19 protein-coding genes and 1 pseudogene are annotated in these 15488 nt (G+C 52.9%); 15 read left to right on the top strand and 5 right to left on the bottom strand.

Annotation, left to right across the window (positions count from 1 at the left end; all coding sequences use genetic code 11):
- Positions 1-58: 58 nt before the first annotated feature.
- Complete coding sequence (locus ACFPQ4_RS03980) at positions 59-430, bottom strand: cupredoxin domain-containing protein (protein ID WP_378110456.1); 372 nt, start codon at positions 428-430, stop codon at positions 59-61.
- Positions 431-604: 174 nt separating this feature from the next.
- Positions 605-964 (bottom strand): phage holin family protein, encoded by a 360-nt coding sequence (locus tag ACFPQ4_RS03975; RefSeq protein WP_378110455.1) that lies wholly within the window; start codon positions 962-964, stop codon positions 605-607.
- A 126-nt stretch (positions 965-1090) separates the two neighbouring features.
- Between ACFPQ4_RS03975 and ACFPQ4_RS03970 the strand changes: the two genes are divergently transcribed.
- From ACFPQ4_RS03970 to ACFPQ4_RS03945, 6 genes are all read left to right on the top strand, one after another.
- The gene (locus tag ACFPQ4_RS03970) at positions 1091-3460 is read left to right on the top strand and encodes an endonuclease MutS2 (RefSeq protein WP_378110538.1); all 2370 of its coding nucleotides are present in this window, start codon (positions 1091-1093) and stop codon (positions 3458-3460) included.
- Positions 3461-3477: 17 nt separating this feature from the next.
- A complete protein-coding gene (locus ACFPQ4_RS03965; protein WP_378110454.1) occupies positions 3478-3897 on the top strand; it encodes a DUF350 domain-containing protein in 420 nt (139 codons plus the stop codon).
- Positions 3898-4010: 113 nt separating this feature from the next.
- Positions 4011-4550 (top strand): hypothetical protein, encoded by a 540-nt coding sequence (locus tag ACFPQ4_RS03960; protein WP_378110453.1) that lies wholly within the window; start codon positions 4011-4013, stop codon positions 4548-4550.
- 3 nt (positions 4551-4553) lie between these two features.
- A complete protein-coding gene (gene cysK, locus ACFPQ4_RS03955) occupies positions 4554-5471 on the top strand; it encodes a cysteine synthase A (RefSeq protein ID WP_378110452.1) in 918 nt (305 codons plus the stop codon).
- A gap of 77 nt (positions 5472-5548) precedes the next feature.
- Entirely contained in the window at positions 5549-5770 is a 222-nt protein-coding gene (locus ACFPQ4_RS03950; RefSeq protein WP_378110451.1) for a hypothetical protein, read from the top strand.
- Positions 5771-5804: 34 nt separating this feature from the next.
- Positions 5805-6137, top strand: a complete 333-nt coding sequence (locus tag ACFPQ4_RS03945) for a spore coat protein (RefSeq protein WP_378110450.1) — start codon at positions 5805-5807, stop codon at positions 6135-6137.
- Between the two features lie 147 nt (positions 6138-6284).
- On the opposite strand, the gene ACFPQ4_RS03940 is transcribed toward ACFPQ4_RS03945, so the two are convergent.
- The 3 genes from ACFPQ4_RS03940 to ACFPQ4_RS03930 all read right to left on the bottom strand — a co-directional run bounded on the left by ACFPQ4_RS03940 (position 6285) and on the right by ACFPQ4_RS03930 (position 8133).
- Positions 6285-6779, bottom strand: a complete 495-nt coding sequence (locus ACFPQ4_RS03940) for a hypothetical protein (protein WP_378110449.1) — start codon at positions 6777-6779, stop codon at positions 6285-6287.
- Between the two features lie 141 nt (positions 6780-6920).
- Complete coding sequence (locus ACFPQ4_RS03935) at positions 6921-7505, bottom strand: hypothetical protein (RefSeq protein WP_378110447.1); 585 nt, start codon at positions 7503-7505, stop codon at positions 6921-6923.
- 13 nt (positions 7506-7518) lie between these two features.
- Complete coding sequence (locus ACFPQ4_RS03930; RefSeq protein WP_378110446.1) at positions 7519-8133, bottom strand: matrixin family metalloprotease; 615 nt, start codon at positions 8131-8133, stop codon at positions 7519-7521.
- Positions 8134-8475: 342 nt separating this feature from the next.
- Between ACFPQ4_RS03930 and ACFPQ4_RS03925 the strand changes: the two genes are divergently transcribed.
- From ACFPQ4_RS03925 to ACFPQ4_RS03885, 9 genes and pseudogenes are all read left to right on the top strand, one after another.
- A complete protein-coding gene (locus ACFPQ4_RS03925) occupies positions 8476-8967 on the top strand; it encodes an Lrp/AsnC family transcriptional regulator (protein ID WP_378110445.1) in 492 nt (163 codons plus the stop codon).
- Positions 8968-8999: 32 nt separating this feature from the next.
- Entirely contained in the window at positions 9000-10229 is a 1230-nt protein-coding gene (locus ACFPQ4_RS03920) for an aminotransferase class I/II-fold pyridoxal phosphate-dependent enzyme (protein ID WP_378110443.1), read from the top strand.
- A gap of 139 nt (positions 10230-10368) precedes the next feature.
- Positions 10369-10614, top strand: coding sequence for an aspartyl-phosphate phosphatase Spo0E family protein (locus ACFPQ4_RS03915; RefSeq protein ID WP_378110442.1), 246 nt, complete (start codon positions 10369-10371; stop codon positions 10612-10614).
- A 100-nt stretch (positions 10615-10714) separates the two neighbouring features.
- Positions 10715-11335 (top strand): bifunctional adenosylcobinamide kinase/adenosylcobinamide-phosphate guanylyltransferase, encoded by a 621-nt coding sequence (locus ACFPQ4_RS03910; protein ID WP_378110441.1) that lies wholly within the window; start codon positions 10715-10717, stop codon positions 11333-11335.
- Positions 11307-11885, top strand: coding sequence for a cob(I)yrinic acid a,c-diamide adenosyltransferase (locus ACFPQ4_RS03905; protein WP_378110440.1), 579 nt, complete (start codon positions 11307-11309; stop codon positions 11883-11885). The genes ACFPQ4_RS03910 and ACFPQ4_RS03905 overlap by 29 nt, the downstream gene beginning before the upstream one ends.
- A 3-nt stretch (positions 11886-11888) precedes the next feature.
- Entirely contained in the window at positions 11889-12881 is a 993-nt protein-coding gene (locus tag ACFPQ4_RS03900) for an RluA family pseudouridine synthase (protein ID WP_378110439.1), read from the top strand.
- Positions 12878-13252 (top strand): Spx/MgsR family RNA polymerase-binding regulatory protein, encoded by a 375-nt coding sequence (locus tag ACFPQ4_RS03895; RefSeq protein ID WP_378110438.1) that lies wholly within the window; start codon positions 12878-12880, stop codon positions 13250-13252. The genes ACFPQ4_RS03900 and ACFPQ4_RS03895 overlap by 4 nt, the downstream gene beginning before the upstream one ends.
- Positions 13249-14418, top strand: a pseudogene (locus ACFPQ4_RS03890) (aminotransferase class I/II-fold pyridoxal phosphate-dependent enzyme); the annotation flags it as partial. The gene ACFPQ4_RS03895 and the pseudogene ACFPQ4_RS03890, both read left to right, overlap by 4 nt.
- A 112-nt stretch (positions 14419-14530) precedes the next feature.
- Positions 14531-15436: a 5'-3' exonuclease gene (locus tag ACFPQ4_RS03885; protein WP_378110437.1), complete on the top strand. Its 906-nt coding sequence runs from the start codon at positions 14531-14533 to the stop codon at positions 15434-15436.
- Positions 15437-15488 lie beyond the last annotated feature (52 nt).

The raw sequence follows: 15488 nt of genomic DNA, 5'->3' as shown, positions 1-15488 counted from the left end.
AAAACGCAAAAAAAAGACGAAGCAGGAAGTCCCGCCACGCCCTTTCCCTATTCCATTATTATTGCACGATCAGCTTAGCCGTCATTTTGCCGTGGCCCGCGCCGCATTGGATATTGCATCTGAACTCATACGTGCCTGCCGCCAACGTAACGACTTCGGACTTGCCGCCGCGAATTTTGACGTCCGCGCCGCTAAGCAGGACGCCGTGCGCGCCGTCCAAGTTTTCGACCGTGATTTTGACCGGCGTATCTTTTGGTATAATGTATTCCGCTTTATCGAATTCCCAGCTTTTCGCTTTAATTACGAGCTCTTCGGAGGCGACGAGCGATTGGGAAGGCTCCGAGCCGTTGGAATTGTTTTTGCTGCCGCAAGCGACGAGCACTAGTACGAATGCGAGCGTCATGAGTGCGTAACCGAGTTTCTTTTGCATGAACTTTTCCTCCTAAATGGTAATACTGGATCAACACGTAGATTGTATCATAGGACGCCTGTATATTCTCGATGGATCCATGAATTCTCGGTGAACTTTGAACAACAAAAGACCGATCGCGCGGTTCGGTTGCAACCGAACCGCGCGATCGGCCTTTGTCGGAATGCGGGCGGCTTAGCCAGGATGCCGTTCCGTCGTACGATACGGACTGGCCACCGGTATGAACAAGTCAATGATCCCGATGACGAGCGCGGCCAGAAGCGCTCCGAGGATCGTTACGTGGACGTGGCCGATGACGAATTGCGCCAGCCAAATGACGAGCGCGCTGGACAGAAACCCGACGATTCCCCGGCCGTACGGCGTAACTTTTCTGCCGAAAATCCCTTCGATGATCCACCCGAGTACGGCGATGACGAGCGCAAGCATTAGCGCGCTCCAAAAACCGCCAACCGCGAATTGGGGTACCAAATAGCCGACGACCATCAGAACGATGGCGGATACGATGAACCTTACGATTGTTCCAAGAACATGCATCTTATCGACCTCCTTACCGCATAGTCTGTCCGCGATTAGCGTTACGTATGAGTGGCAGGTTTCGCAAGAACTGTTCGTTCGGCTATAATAGTGTTCGTAGAGGACGCGAAGGAGTTGAACGATGCCGTGAACGCCAAGGCATTGCACACGTTAGAATACGATAAAATCGTTCAAAAGCTGGTGGCGGTTACCGCGACGAGCTTAGGAAGAGAAGAAGCGGAGAAGCTGTATCCGTCGCAGGAGCTTCGGGTTGTCCAGCGCAGGTTAGCCGTGACCGACGAAGCGTCTAAGGCGATCAGCCTCAAGGGAGCGCCGCCTTTCGGAGGCATTACCGACGTACGGGCTTCGTTATATAGAGCCAAGCTTGGCGGGATGTTGCAGCCTGCGGAGCTAATGGATATCGCGCAGTTCATCATGGGCGCAAGAAGGCTGAATCGGTTCATCGCGCTTGCGGACGACGAGCTGACGCTTCCGTTGCTAACGGATTTGCGCGAGCCGCTTACGGATTTCAAGCAGCTGGAGGACGAAATCCGCCGTTGCATCGACGAGCAAGGCGACGTGCTCGACTCCGCGAGTCCCGAGCTCGCTTCGGTACGCCGGGATATTCGGATCAACGCGGGAAGAGCCAGGGAAAAGCTGGAAAGTCTAATCCGTTCGAGCTCGGTGCAAAAAATGCTGCAAGACGCGCTCATTACCCAGCGCAACGATAGATACGTCATTCCGGTCAAGCAAGAATATCGCGCTCACTTCGGCGGCATCGTGCACGATCAGTCCGGCAGCGGCGCGACGCTCTTCATCGAGCCGGAAGCCGTCGTTCAGATGAACAACAAGCTGCGCGAGCTGACGTTGAAGGAGCAGCAGGAAGTCGAGCGCATTTTACGCAAGCTGACGGAGGCGGCGGGCGAACGCGCGGATCTGCTTGCCGGCGACGTGGATCTAGTCGGACAGCTCGACTTTATATTCGCCAAAGCATCGCTCGCTCATGCGATGTTCGCGACGTTGCCGACGATCAACGACGAGGGCCGGCTGTATCTGCGAAGAGCCCGCCATCCGTTAATCGACGCGAAAAACGTCGTGCCGATCGATATCGAGCTCGGCGACGAATACTCGGCGATCATCGTAACGGGTCCGAATACGGGAGGGAAGACGGTATCGCTCAAGACGATCGGCTTGCTCAGCCTGATGGCGATGTCCGGATTGTTCGTGCCCGCGGACGAAGGAAGCCGGCTGTGTGTTTTTGACGGCATTTACGCCGATATCGGAGACGAGCAAAGCATCGAGCAAAATTTGAGTACGTTTTCCAGCCATATGACGAACCTCATCTCGATGCTCGGACAAGTGACGTCCCGTAGCTTGGTATTGCTCGACGAGCTCGGCGCGGGAACCGATCCCGCGGAAGGCTCGGCGCTAGCGATAGCGATCTTGGAGCATTTGCACCGGATCGGTTGCCGCATGATCGCGACTACGCACTATAGCGAGCTGAAAGCTTACGCCTACAACCGAGCGGGCATCATTAACGCCAGCATGGAGTTCGACGTAGCGACGCTGCGGCCGACGTACCGGCTTCTCGTCGGGGTGCCGGGGCGAAGCAACGCGTTCGCGATCGCCGAGAGACTCGGTTTGCCGATCGGCATTATCGAGCATGCCCGCGGAGAAGTGAGCGAGGACGAGCTGAAGGTCGATACGATGATCGCTTCTCTTGAGCAGGACCGTCGAACCGCAGAATCGGAACGTCAGCTGGCGGAACGTCTGCGCCGCGACGTGGAGAAGCTGCAGCTGCAAATGCAAGAAGATCGTTTGAAGTTCTCGGAGCAGAAAGCGAAGCTGATTGACGAAGCCCGCGAGCAAGCGCGATTGTCGATCGCGAAGGCGAAGCGGGAAGCCGAGGAGATTATCGCCGACTTGCGCAAGCTGGCGCTGGACGAAGGCGCATCGGTTAAAGAGCATAAGCTGATCGATGCCCGCAAGCGGCTCGAAGATGCGATTCCGGCGCCGGCTACGCGGGAGCCGCGCGTCGCGACGGGCGGCAAAGCGGTTAAGATCTCGGCCGGCGACGAAGTAAAGGTGCTAAGTCTTGGCGGTCAGCGCGGTCATGTCGTGGAACTGTCCGGCAACAACGAAGCGTTCGTTCAGCTAGGCATCATGAAGATGAAAGTCGCGCTAGCCGACCTTGAGCCGTTCCGCCAGCAAGCTTCGTCCAAATCGAAGCCGCAAGCACAAGCGACCGTCGTGAAACGTACGCGAGATGACAACATCCGAACGGAGCTGGATTTGCGCGGCACGACGCTGGACGAGGCGATCATGGAAGTCGATCGGTTCCTCGACGAAGCGTTTTTGTCCAATCTGGGTCAAGTATATGTCATCCATGGTAAAGGCACCGGCGCGCTTCGCACGGGCATCCAAGAGTTTTTGCGTCGGCACAAGCATGTCAAAAGCTACCGTCTGGGCAATTTCGGCGAAGGCGGAGCGGGAGTCACCATAGCAGAACTCCATTGACGGGAGCGTGATCGCGCATGCAGGGCGTAGTCGACGAAATGATGTCGCATCCTTTTTCCGCGGTACTGGCTTATTTCTCGGTAGGGATTTTGTCGCTGATCGTATTTCTGTCCATCTTCGAATGGGTAACGAAGTACGAGGGCTGGAACGAGATACGCAAAGGAAACGTTGCCGTGGCGATGGCGACGGGGGGCAAAATATTCGGCATTTGCAATATTTTTCGATTTTCCATCGAAGCGAACGATTCCATCTACGAGAGCATGGTGTGGGCAGCGGTCGGATTCGTGCTGTTGCTCGCCGCTTATTTTCTGTTCGAGTTTCTGACGCCGGTGTTCCGCATCGACGAGGAAATTGCCAAAGATAACCGCGCGGTCGGCTTGCTGGCGATGGTGCTTTCCGTTTCGCTATCTTACATTATCGGTGCTGCCGTCAGTTGATCGGAGGACTGCATGAAATATTTATGGGGAACTTTGCTCGCGTTCGCGTTGCTGTTCATCGCGATCGGCGTTATTTATTGGTCGAATTTGGATTGAGGGAGGATTGAGCAAGGATGGCGGTTCAGTTATGTCCGTGGTGTCAAAGCGAAATACCCGTGGAAGAAGGGCAAGAGCCCGACAAATATTGTCCGGTCTGCGACAATGAGATGGACGGATACCGGACGCTGAGATTGGACATCGGCGGCGATTCGGCGGCCGATGAAGAGGAAGAAGAGATCGAAGCGTACGAGCAAGACGAGGACAACGAGGGTGAGGAATGGGACGATGCGCTGGCGTTCCGCGAGAGCGGACCCGAAGGGCTAGTACTCGAGGAAGCGATGGAGCGTCTGTTGGACGAACAAGAATTCGTCCCCGAATGCCCAAATTGCCGGGAGTATATGTTCGAGGCGGGAGAACAGCGGATCGCGGCGGAGCATTTCAGTCCTAGGGTTCCTCAATCGCTAGGGCAAACGGTGCTTGAGGCGCCGTTCTCCTTGACTTTGTACGTGTGCCCTTCCTGCTTCGCGACGCAGACGCTGCTGTCCGAGAGTGGGCGCGAACAGATCATCCGCCGTTTAAGCGAACAGGCCGGCCAGGCCGGGAAACAGGGGTAAAGAATGACTAGAATGGTTAATTCCGTTACGGAGCTGATAGGCGATACGCCCGCGGTCGCTTTGCAGCGGTTGACGGGTCCGGATGATGCGGAAGTACTCGTGAAGCTGGAAAAAATGAACCCGAGCGGCAGCGTGAAAGACCGCGCGGCTCTCGGTCTTATGAACGCCGCGGAAGCGAGCGGTCTGATCGTGCCGGGCAGCGTCCTGATAGAGCCTACGAGCGGCAACACTGGCATAGGACTCGCGATGAACGCTGCTGCAAGAGGATATAAGATTGTTCTCGTTATGCCAGACAATATGACTGCGGAACGCATCTCCCTTTTGCGCGCATATGGGGCGGAGGTCGTGCTTACGCCTGCCGCCGAGCGCATGCCGGGAGCGATCAGGAAAGCGCAACAGTTGCTTACGGAAATTCCCGATAGTTATATGCCTAACCAATTCGACAATCCCGCGAATCCGGACATTCACCGTACGACGACCGCCGTGGAAATCTTGGAGCAGACCGAAGGTCGGTTGGATGCGTTCGTGGCGACCGCCGGCACCGGTGGAACGATTACGGGAACGGGCGAAGAGCTGAAGAAGCAACTTCCCGGTTTATACGTAGCGGTAGTCGAACCTGCCGGGTCGCCCGTCTTGTCCGGCGGCGAGCCTGGGCCGCATAAGCTCGTCGGGACGAGTCCGGGGTTCGTTCCGGCCATACTGAATACGTCCGTCTACGACGAGATCATTCAAGTATCCGATCAGGACGCTTTGGAGACGATGCGCGATCTGGCCAGACGGGAAGGGCTGCTCGTCGGTCCGTCTTCCGGCGCTTCGGTATGGGCGGCGATGCAAATCGCCCGCCGGCTCGGTCCGGGCAAACGCGTGCTCTGCATCGCGCCAGATACTGGCGAGCGTTATCTAAGCATGGATATATTCTAAAACGTACCGGTCATAAGCGTTTCCCCAGGTGAGATAATAATTTTGTTTCACGACGACCAAAGGGGGAAGAGCCTGCGATGCAAGCTTTGACGGCCAAAGAGCTGGAGTATCTCGCCGATTCGATGTCCAACGAGGATTTATTGATCAAGCAATGCGCGGTCGCGGCCGCGACGATCACGAACCCAAGCGTGAAACAGGTCATTACGGGCATGGTTGACATGCATGCGCAGCACTACAATCAGTTGCTAAGCGCGCTGCAGCAGCATCAATCGATCGCCCCGACAGCGCCGCAAGCTTGACGAAACCCGATTAGACATCGAGGAGGACGAAACGATGCAGACGACGATGGAAAAGCCGATTGCCAAGCAACAACTTTTGCCGGATGCAGATATCGCCTATACGGTATTGTCCGATCTGAAGCGCGTGACCCGCGAATACGCGACGGCGGCGACCGAATCGGTTTGCCCGCAAATCCGTCAACTGTTCACTCAGCTATTGGATGCAACGCTGACCATGCAAGGGAATTTATTCAACGCAATGAATCAAGCCCAAATGTACAACGTATCGTCGCCGGCTTTGAAGCAAGAGATCGATAAGCAGATCAAGCAGTATCAACAAACGCAGCAGAAGACGAACCAATTCGTACAGAGTACCCGAGGCCAGTGAAGGCGGCAACCCGCAAGGGTGAACGGGAATAGACCTATTTGCTCGCTTACAAGGAAATCCCCTTCGCTCAGAAGAGCTTAGGGGATTTCCTTCTTGCGTCCCACCTGAGGGACGGGGATAGCGATACTGTAGCGGTGTGTGGCACCGTTACTCGGAGCTTCCGGCGACGATCGGCGTTGTAACAGTCTGTGACACCGCTACACGAATTTTTTGTTCGGCAACGGAGAGCGGTTGACCGTCTAAGTCGGATTGAAAAGACACGTAACCGTTATATTTCGCCGGATCATAAGTTAATATGTCATTTTTACCTATCCTTAGATTGCCTTGATAAACCCCGGTAACAATGTACGCAGCATCTTCATCTTCAAACATCGGTCCGGAGTATCTTTTGAGAAATAACAGATGTTTGTTTTGCGCACGATTACCAGCGGGATTAAGCGATGCTACCTCCAAGATTTGTATTTTGGCGGACTTCAACCCTTCGAACCCTTTATGAACCTTCGTAATTTCAACTTCAACGACATTCCAATCCGTATTGCCATAATAAAATTTCCTCGAATTTCCTGTTAGTTCCACTTCAACAATCAAAGCTGAATGTGTTGTAATTTCTTCAATATCTTTATAAAAAGTCTGCAAGCTCATACTATAACCTACATTTGGGGTTTCATGCTTCGAGCAAGAAGTAACGATAATTAATATTAAGATAAGGGTATTAACAGTTATTAGCTTTCTTTTTGAAAACCGACTATTCGACATTGAATCCTCATTTAATTTTTGATTCATTTACTTTGCAGGTTTCGAATCATTTACCAATTTTGTTTGTTTCAGAGCAACATCGATTCTCTCTTTGGCTACGGATATCTTTTGATTGTTTAATTTGGATTGAAATGATATATATCCGTGATATTTATCCGCCTCATATATCAGTTTATCTTCGTTATCAATTTTAAAATTACCTTGATAAACTCCGGCAATGACGTAAGCATCTTCGATCATTGGACCTATATACTTTTTGAGAAATAACAAATGTTTTTTATTTACGTAATTTTCACTTGTATTATCCAGAGGCGCTACTTCTAAAATTTGAATAAGTTCGGATTTGAATTTTTCGTCACCTTTGTAGACTTTCTTGACTTCAGCATCAGCAACACTCCAATCTGCATGGCCATAATTAAATTGTTTTGTATTGCCTGTGAGTTCGACCTCAACGATCAAGTCTGAATCTATAGTAATTTCTTCAAAGTTCTGATAATAGGTCTGTAAGGCCATCATGCCGTAATCGGCACGGGGACGATTTTCGTGTTTTGCGCAAGCTGTCACAAATGCAAATGTTAAGAGGAATGTACAAATAACGATAAATTTTCTCACTGGGGACAGCCTCCTAATTTATGTTATTAACGCCGTTAATGTCATCCGATTGCGGTGTAAGCCAGCCATTACTGATGTAAGTAATATCGTTCATTACTGAAGCGGTACCGTTTCTTTGATGATCAAGTCCCCAAATGTGCCCAAGCTCATGAATCGCTACTGCTTTCATCTGTGAGAAATTCAACGAGCTTTCTGCCATATCATAGACATTTAAATAGATGCTGCCTGTATTGTAATTGGATGAAGGGCCGGATGCACCTCGGTATCCATTTACTCTAACATTATTCGAGTTGTACATTTCAGCCCAACCGTAAAGGTCAATATTGCCATAATTATCAGAGTAGCTACGTACTTTTATCGTTCCGGTAGCACCATAAGAATCGGCGTTTATAAGATTTGCCTTTGTTGTCGCAACCCCCCACGCTGTGAAGGCGGATTCAGCAACATAATCCATATAAAACATTTGTCCATAATAGTTGTATGGAGTAGCATTATTGTCATAGAGTCCCGGGGAGATACCGCCTATCATTTTATAATAATAGGGCACATAAGCAGATGCATTCATAGGGATTGCAATTGTGAGTACGGCTAAGACAATAAACAGCATGTTCTTGTTCCATAATTTCATTTGCTCATACCTCCGAATTTTTTTGTAGAAGAAAGCAAAATGATAACGAATTAGTCCTTTAATTCATCTCCCTTCTAACTAATTTTATTGGAAGAAAACGCTAACAATTAATAAAGTACCATCATTTTTCCACCCCGTAACTTTGTAACATTTAGATTTTTCTGTAAATATTAAACGACTTATTCCAATGATTGGTCATGCATACGCCCCTCCAAATGCCACCAAACTAAATCTATTATCAAAGCCAAGCAGATGAGCGGTGAGATATTGTCGAGCGGACTTTTTTCTTTTCATGAAGCCTGTTTGTGATGTAATATGGAGAGTAATTCAGGAGGGATCACGATGAATCAACTTAAACTCAGCATCTTGGATCTGCTCAAGGAAGACGCCCGATTGTCCGCAACCACTATCGCTACGATGCTGGGCGCGGCGGAAGAGGACGTTACCTCCGCGATCGCCGAGATGGAACAAGACCATGTGATCGTCAAATACGCGACGGTCGTCAATTGGAGCAAAGTAAGCGACGATACGGTCACTGCGTTGATCGAAGTCGAATGCACGCCGGAAAGAGGCCGCGGTTTCGAAAGCATCGCGGAACGCATATACCTATATCCGGAAGTGAAATCGGTTTATCTCATGTCCGGCGCGTATGATCTGTGCGTCGAGATCGAAGGCAAAAACTTGAAGGAAGTCGCATCGTTCGTATCCAATAAGCTGTCCACGATCGATTCCGTCATTTCCACGAAGACGTTTTTTATCCTTAAAAAATATAAGCAAGACGGCATCGTCTTCGAAGAATTCGATGACGACCATCGTTTGATCGTATCCCCATAACGGGCAGCCTATACGTAAAGGAAGTCGTCCCCATGATAAAAAACGAAGAAAAGCCGCAAACGCAGGTTGAACGGCCCCGGGCGAGCGGCATGCAGCAACATCTGGCCGCCAGCGCGCGCGCCATTCCTCCGTCGGGCATCCGGCGATTCTTTGATTTGGTCAGCTCGAGCAAAGACAAGGACATCATCACCCTCGGCGTCGGCGAGCCGGATTTCGTCACGCCTTGGCGCGTAAGGGACGCAGCGGTGTACGCGCTCGAAAAGGGGAAAACGCAGTACACTTCCAACGCGGGCACGCCGGAGCTTCGCGATGCAATCGCAGGCTATTTAAGTGGCAACTTCAAAGTGAACTACGATCCGGCCAAGGAAATCATCGTCACCGTCGGCGGCAGCGAAGGCATCGACCTCGCGCTGCGGGCGCTTATCGAGCCGGGTGACGAGATTCTCATTCCGGAGCCGTGTTATATTTCCTATTCGCCGATTACGACGCTCAGCGGCGGCGTAGCCGTCGGCATCGAGACTTTCTCCGACGACGAGTTTAAGCTGACCGCGGAAAGCTTGCGCGCGGCGATAACGCCAAAGTCGAAAGTGCTCGTGCTTTGTTATCCGAGCAATCCGACCGGCGCGATCATGACGTACGAGGAATTGCTGCCGATCGCCAAAATCGTCGAAGAGCACGATCTGATCGTCATCTCCGACGAGATCTATGCCGAGCTTACGTTCACCGGCAAGAAGCACGTCAGCTTCGCCGCGCTTCCGGGCATGAAGGATCGGACGATTCTCGTGAGCGGCTTCTCCAAAGCGTTCGCGATGACCGGTTGGCGGATGGGCTATGCATGCGGTCATCCGGACATTATCGGAGCTATGCTGAGAATCCATCAATACACCGTTATGTGCGCGCCGATCATGGGCCAAGTCGCGGCGCTCGAATCGCTCACGAAGGGCGGCTTGGAAGAGAAAGACCGGATGATGGAATCGTACAACCAGCGTCGTCGGCTTGTCGTGCGAGGCTTCCGGGACATGGGACTGGAATGCCATGAGCCGCAAGGCGCGTTCTACGCGTTCCCTTCGATTCGGTCGACGGGTCTCACGTCCGAGCAGTTCGCCGAGCGATTGGTTCTTGAAGCGAAGGTCGCTGCCGTTCCCGGACACGTGTTCGGCAAAGGCGGCGAAGGGTTCCTGCGCTGTTGCTATGCCACGTCGGTCGCTCAATTGAACGAAGCGATGGAGCGGATCTATACTTTCCTAAGGAAATTGGAATAAAATAAAAATCGTTCCAAAATCGGGTGTTCAAGCGATAATCTATCTGCTATACTAAACCATGTTTTGTGTTTCCAACCTGCTGAAGCACGTTATCACAGATGAGGGGAGTAGGAACATGGATGCGGCGGAGCTTGACCCAATGATGCATATGCAAAATCATACCGAAGCCCATGTCATCATCTATGATAGTGGCAGGGGAATGGATACGAACGCTCGGCTTAGGAAGTACGACGGCGCGCTGTCGGCGGAAATCGATGCGTTGCGCAAGCGAATGACCGATATGTTCATGCAGGAGCTGTCGCTTACGGCGGACCCGGTCGTGGAAATCAGTCGCCAGCTGGACGACAAAATTAACGAATATATGAAGCATGTTGCCCGCTCGTAAAGGGCTTATGAGGGATCCGGCCGAAGTTGCGCCGGGTCTCTTTTTTGCCTATCGGAGTGTGCTATAGTTATGATAACGCTTAACGAAGGAGTGACGGACGATGCTCTGGCTCATTACCGGAGGAATCGCTAGCGGCAAGTCGCTCTTCGCCGAGCATCTGGCCGCGAGCATTGGCCGCGAAGGCATACATATGTCATGCCCGGCTTTTCCCGGCCGGTCGGCAGACGCTAGAATGAAGCCGGACCGGGTATCGACGTCACAAGGCAAGAGCTTCGAGTGGTTGCGTACGGAGGCCGACGAGTCGCTCGCTTTGAAGCTGCGCGCCGTCAACAGAGAGTCGAATTTATATCGGGCCGATCGGCGCGTGCTCGTCGTCGACAGCTTGTCCGGATGGTTGCGAAGGGCCGTTACGTCGGCACAGCTGGACAGTCGAAGCGCCGAGAACTCGACGTCGCTCGATCTCGCGTTCGCGGAAGCGATGGACGAGCTTCTCTCCTATCAGGGAAAGCTGATCGTCGTTACGGAAGAGCCGGCGGCTTTATTGTCGATGGATGCTTGGACCGCGTGGTATACGTACCGGCTAGCCGAAGCGAACAGGGCGTTGTCCGAACGCAGCCGGACCGTGTACCGCCTTACGGCCGGCATAGCGAGCGAAGTGAAAGGGTATCGTGTCATACGGGAGGTTAACGGGGATGAGAATATATACAAGGACGGGCGATGAAGGCAAGACGTCCGTAATCGGCGCACGAGTGTCCAAGGACGACGCGCGCGTGGAAGCTTACGGAACGATCGACGAGCTGAACGCTACCGTCGGACAGGCGGCCGCCATCTTAGGCAGGGACAATGACGGTTTATGGGACGACATGCTTGCGCAGTTAACGGCGATCCAGCATGAGTTGTTCGATTGCGGGTCCGATTTAAGCTATGCTACGCCGATCCCGGAGAAAATGAAAGTAACGGATGAGATGGCGCTGCAGTTGGAGCAATGGATCGATCTGTACGAAGATCGGACTCCGCCGATCGCGCGGTTTATATTGCCGGGAGGCAGCGAGCACGCCGCGGCGCTTCACGTTTGCCGTACCGTTTGCAGGCGCGCGGAACGTCGGATCGTAGCGATGGCAGCCTTGCAACCGTGCCCGCAGCCGGTTATTAAATACGTGAACAGGCTGTCCGACTATTTCTTTGCGGCGGCTCGCGCGGCTAACGCGATGCTCGGAATGCAGGACGTCGAGTACGAACGGGGCGCGCAAGTATTCAGACGGAGGTCGTAACGGGTGGGCAACGAAGACAAAGACATTACTAGCGATTTGGGATATACGCCGCTTACTTTAGTCGCCGATGCTTCGGACGAAGGACGCGGCTTGCGCGACGTATTGCGCAAACGGCTAGGCATCTCTAGGCGGCTAATGGTGCAACTGAAGGCGTCTGAGGAAGGCTTGTTCGTCAACGGCAACAAGGCCAGACCGTACGATAAAATCGCCGAAGGCGACAAAATCGAGCTGCGAATCGCTTCTGAAACTTCAGATGAGATTATGCCGCAAGAGATGGAGCTGGATATCGTATTCGAGGACGAGCATCTGCTCGTCTTGAATAAGCCGGCGGGCGTTATCGTTCATCCTACGGTCGGTCATTATTTGAATACGCTCGCTAACGGCGTCGTCCATTATTGGCAATCGCGCGGGGAACGCGTGCGCTTTAGGCCCGTAAACCGGCTGGACGAGCATACGTCCGGTCTCGTCATCGTCGCCAAGCATTCGTACGCGCAGCAGCAGCTATCGGAGCAGATGAAAGAGAATAAGGTCATTAAGCAGTATCGCGCATACGCTTACGGGCATCCTCCTGAAAGCAAAGGAGAGATCAACAAGCCGATCGGGCGGCAGACCGAGGATCCGCACCGCCGCGTCGTGCGGGAGGACGGCCAACAGTCGCTCACTTTTTACGAGGTCGCGGAAACCTACGGCGAAGAAGCCTGCGCGCTCGATATTCGACTAGGAACGGGAAGAACGCATCAAATTCGGGTGCATATGACTTCGATCGGCTGCCCGCTCATCGGCGACAGCTACTACTCGGAGGAAAGCTGGAACGCTTCGGCTCTTGCGGATAGGGTATCGGGGATCATCAATCGCCAAGCGTTGCATGCGATAAGCCTCGGCTTCGAGCATCCGGTGACGGGCGAGCCGGTACGGCTAACGGCGGAATTGCCGGAAGATTTAAGGCGGCTCGATCAGGAGCTGCGCAACACGAGAGAGGAGTACTCGCGCGCATGACGACGGAGACGAATTTGAAAATTTACCATTTGCCTACTTGCAGTACTTGCAAGCTCGCGATCAAGACGCTGAAGCAGCACGGTTACACGCTCGATGATCAGGATATTAGAGAACAGCCTCCTACCGTGGAAGAACTAAGCAAGCTCATTCCGCTTAGCGGATTGCCGATCGGCAAATGGTTCAACACGTCGGGGGACGCTTACCGCGAGCTCGGCTTGAAGGACAAGATGAAGACGATGTCCGAAGCGGACAAGATCGCTTTGCTCTCCTCGAACGGGATGTTGATCAAACGTCCCGTCGTCAGCAATGGAAGCCGCGTAACCGTCGGCCATCGCGAGCCGGACTTCGGCAGCGCGTGGGGGCAGCTATGACGCGCCTATCGCTGCGGTCGCAGCGGCTTGACCGTCTAGGCTCGGCAATCTTCGCGGAAGTCGCGGGCTGGAAGCGCGAAGCGAGAGAGCAAGGCTTGGAAGTGATCAGTCTCGATATCGGCAGTCCGGATCAACCGCCGGCGGAGAGCATTCGCAAGGCGTTGGCCGAAGCGGCGATGAAGCCGGACAGTTACAGCTATCCGGGCACGGAAGGAACGTTGCCATTCCGGAAGAAGGTAGCGGAGTGGTTCAAACATCGGTTCAACGTCGCGCTGGATCCGGAGAGCGAGATCGTCTCGCTTATGGGAACGCAGGACGGACTGGCGCATTTGGCGCTGGCGATTACCGATCCCGGCGATGCGGCGTTGTTGCCCGATCCCGGTTATCCGGTGTACGGCGCGGGACTCGCGGTCGCGGGCGTTGAGGCGATTCCGCTTCCGCTGGATGCGGAGCGCGGGTATTTGCCGGATTTCGACGCGGTACCCGAAGCGGTATGGAATCGCGCGAAATTCATGATTTTGAACTATCCGAGCAATCCGCTCTCCGTGACGGCGGACTTGGCGTTCTTCGAGCGGGCTGTACATGCCGCACGGAAACGCGGCGTGTTGCTCGTCCACGACAATGCGTACAGCGAAATGGCATTCGATGGCGCGAAGCCCCCGAGCGTGCTAGAAATACCGGGCGCGTCGGACGTGGCCATCGAATTTCATTCGCTGTCCAAGTCGTTCCACCTGGCGGGCACGCGGATCGGTTTCGCCGTCGGCAATCGCGATATTCTCGCGTCGCTTCGCGCGCTCAAAAACCAAATCGATTTCGGCGTCTTTCTGGGAACGCAGGAAGCGGGAATCGCCGCGCTCGACTTGGACATGACGGATCCTCGACCGGTTGCGCACTTGTACGAGCGGCGAAGAGACGCCTTCGTAGGGGCGCTTAGATCGTATGGCTGGAACGTGCCGTCTCCGGCGGCCACGATGTTCCTATGGGCGCCTGTACCCGAAGGATGGACGTCCCGGCAGTTCTCAAAGGCACTGCTTAAGGCGACCGGCGTCGCTACGATTCCCGGCAATGCCTTCGGTGAACGCGGCGAAGGGTACGTGCGCCTTGCGCTCGTCGAACCGGAGGAGCGGCTATTGGAAGCGGCTCGCCGGATCGGCGAATTCATGCGGAGCGGGAATGCCAATAACTTCTCTTAGCAATAGCTAGTGAACGCACCCCGCGAATGATAGAATAGACGATAGACTAACGATCTTATTTTATCGTTCGAACGGAGTGAATGAATTGGCTGAAAATCGAAATAAAGTGCTGTTGGTCGATGGAATGGCTTTATTGTTCAGAGCTTTCTACGCAACGTCATATACAGGGTACATTAGGAAAACTAGCGCAGGCCTTCCGACGAACGCGATATACGGATTTATTCAATATTTTTCCGACGCGTTAAATGAATTCAAACCTTCTCATGTGATTTGCTGTTGGGATATGGGAAGCAAAACGTTCAGAACGGAACAATTTCCGGAATATAAGGGCAATAGGGGAGAACCGCCCCTCGAATTGATTCCCCAATTCGATTTGGTTAAAGAAGTGCTCGGAGATATGGGGATAGTTAACGTAGGCATCCATGGCTACGAAGCGGATGATTGTATCGGCACGTTGGCGAAGGGCCTTTGCAACGAGTCCGAATTTTATGTTTTGACCGGTGACCATGATATGCTTCAGCTCGTCTCGGAGAACATTAAAGTCGTTATTATGAATAAAGGCAAATCGAACTACACCGTCTATGACTTAGAGACATTGTTCGCGCTAAAGCAGCTAACTCCGCTTCAAGTCATTGATTTGAAGGGATTTATGGGCGACACCAGCGATAATTATCCAGGGGTTAAAGGGATCGGGGAGAAAACGGCATTAAAGCTTTTGAACGATTATAAGTCGGTTGAAGGCGTCCTCGAAAATTTAGATCTTCTACCCAAAGGGGTAAGAAGCAAAATAGAGGCCAATATCGACATGCTTCATTTGTCGAGGGATTTGGCTACTATACGCTTGGATGCGCCCGTTCAATGCGAATTGGATGCCTGCAGATTGAATTTATCAAGGGAAGCTTCGATTCGGAAGTTCGAGCAATTAGAATTCGGCGGGTTGATTAAAGTTCTTGATGGACATTTCGGCGAATTAGATCCTTTTGCAGTATAAAAAAGCTATTACTATCTAACCAGAAAGCATTCTCTCTCTTAGTTTTGAGGGG

This window comes from Cohnella yongneupensis, from assembly GCF_042655785.1.
Taxonomy (GTDB): Bacteria; Bacillota; Bacilli; order Paenibacillales; family Paenibacillaceae; genus Cohnella; species Cohnella yongneupensis.
The sequence above is the reverse complement of the archived record's forward strand: the minus strand, read 5'-3'. Positions and strand labels throughout refer to the sequence as shown.

Bases quoted from the DNA above. Each gene is read 5' to 3' on its own strand.
- ACFPQ4_RS03980 (WP_378110456.1), bottom strand. From the start codon at position 430: ATGCAAAAGAAACTCGGTTACGCACTCATGACGCTCGCATTCGTACTA.
- ACFPQ4_RS03975 (WP_378110455.1), bottom strand. From the start codon at position 964: ATGCATGTTCTTGGAACAATCGTAAGGTTCATCGTATCCGCCATCGTT.
- ACFPQ4_RS03965 (WP_378110454.1), top strand. From the start codon at position 3,478: ATGCAGGGCGTAGTCGACGAAATGATGTCGCATCCTTTTTCCGCGGTA.
- ACFPQ4_RS03960 (WP_378110453.1), top strand. From the start codon at position 4,011: ATGGCGGTTCAGTTATGTCCGTGGTGTCAAAGCGAAATACCCGTGGAA.
- cysK (WP_378110452.1), top strand. From the start codon at position 4,554: ATGACTAGAATGGTTAATTCCGTTACGGAGCTGATAGGCGATACGCCC.
- ACFPQ4_RS03950 (WP_378110451.1), top strand. From the start codon at position 5,549: ATGCAAGCTTTGACGGCCAAAGAGCTGGAGTATCTCGCCGATTCGATG.
- ACFPQ4_RS03945 (WP_378110450.1), top strand. From the start codon at position 5,805: ATGCAGACGACGATGGAAAAGCCGATTGCCAAGCAACAACTTTTGCCG.
- ACFPQ4_RS03940 (WP_378110449.1), bottom strand. From the start codon at position 6,779: ATGAGCTTGCAGACTTTTTATAAAGATATTGAAGAAATTACAACACAT.
- ACFPQ4_RS03930 (WP_378110446.1), bottom strand. From the start codon at position 8,133: ATGAAATTATGGAACAAGAACATGCTGTTTATTGTCTTAGCCGTACTC.
- ACFPQ4_RS03925 (WP_378110445.1), top strand. From the start codon at position 8,476: ATGAATCAACTTAAACTCAGCATCTTGGATCTGCTCAAGGAAGACGCC.
- ACFPQ4_RS03920 (WP_378110443.1), top strand. From the start codon at position 9,000: ATGATAAAAAACGAAGAAAAGCCGCAAACGCAGGTTGAACGGCCCCGG.
- ACFPQ4_RS03915 (WP_378110442.1), top strand. From the start codon at position 10,369: ATGATGCATATGCAAAATCATACCGAAGCCCATGTCATCATCTATGAT.
- ACFPQ4_RS03910 (WP_378110441.1), top strand. From the start codon at position 10,715: ATGCTCTGGCTCATTACCGGAGGAATCGCTAGCGGCAAGTCGCTCTTC.
- ACFPQ4_RS03905 (WP_378110440.1), top strand. From the start codon at position 11,307: ATGAGAATATATACAAGGACGGGCGATGAAGGCAAGACGTCCGTAATC.
- ACFPQ4_RS03895 (WP_378110438.1), top strand. From the start codon at position 12,878: ATGACGACGGAGACGAATTTGAAAATTTACCATTTGCCTACTTGCAGT.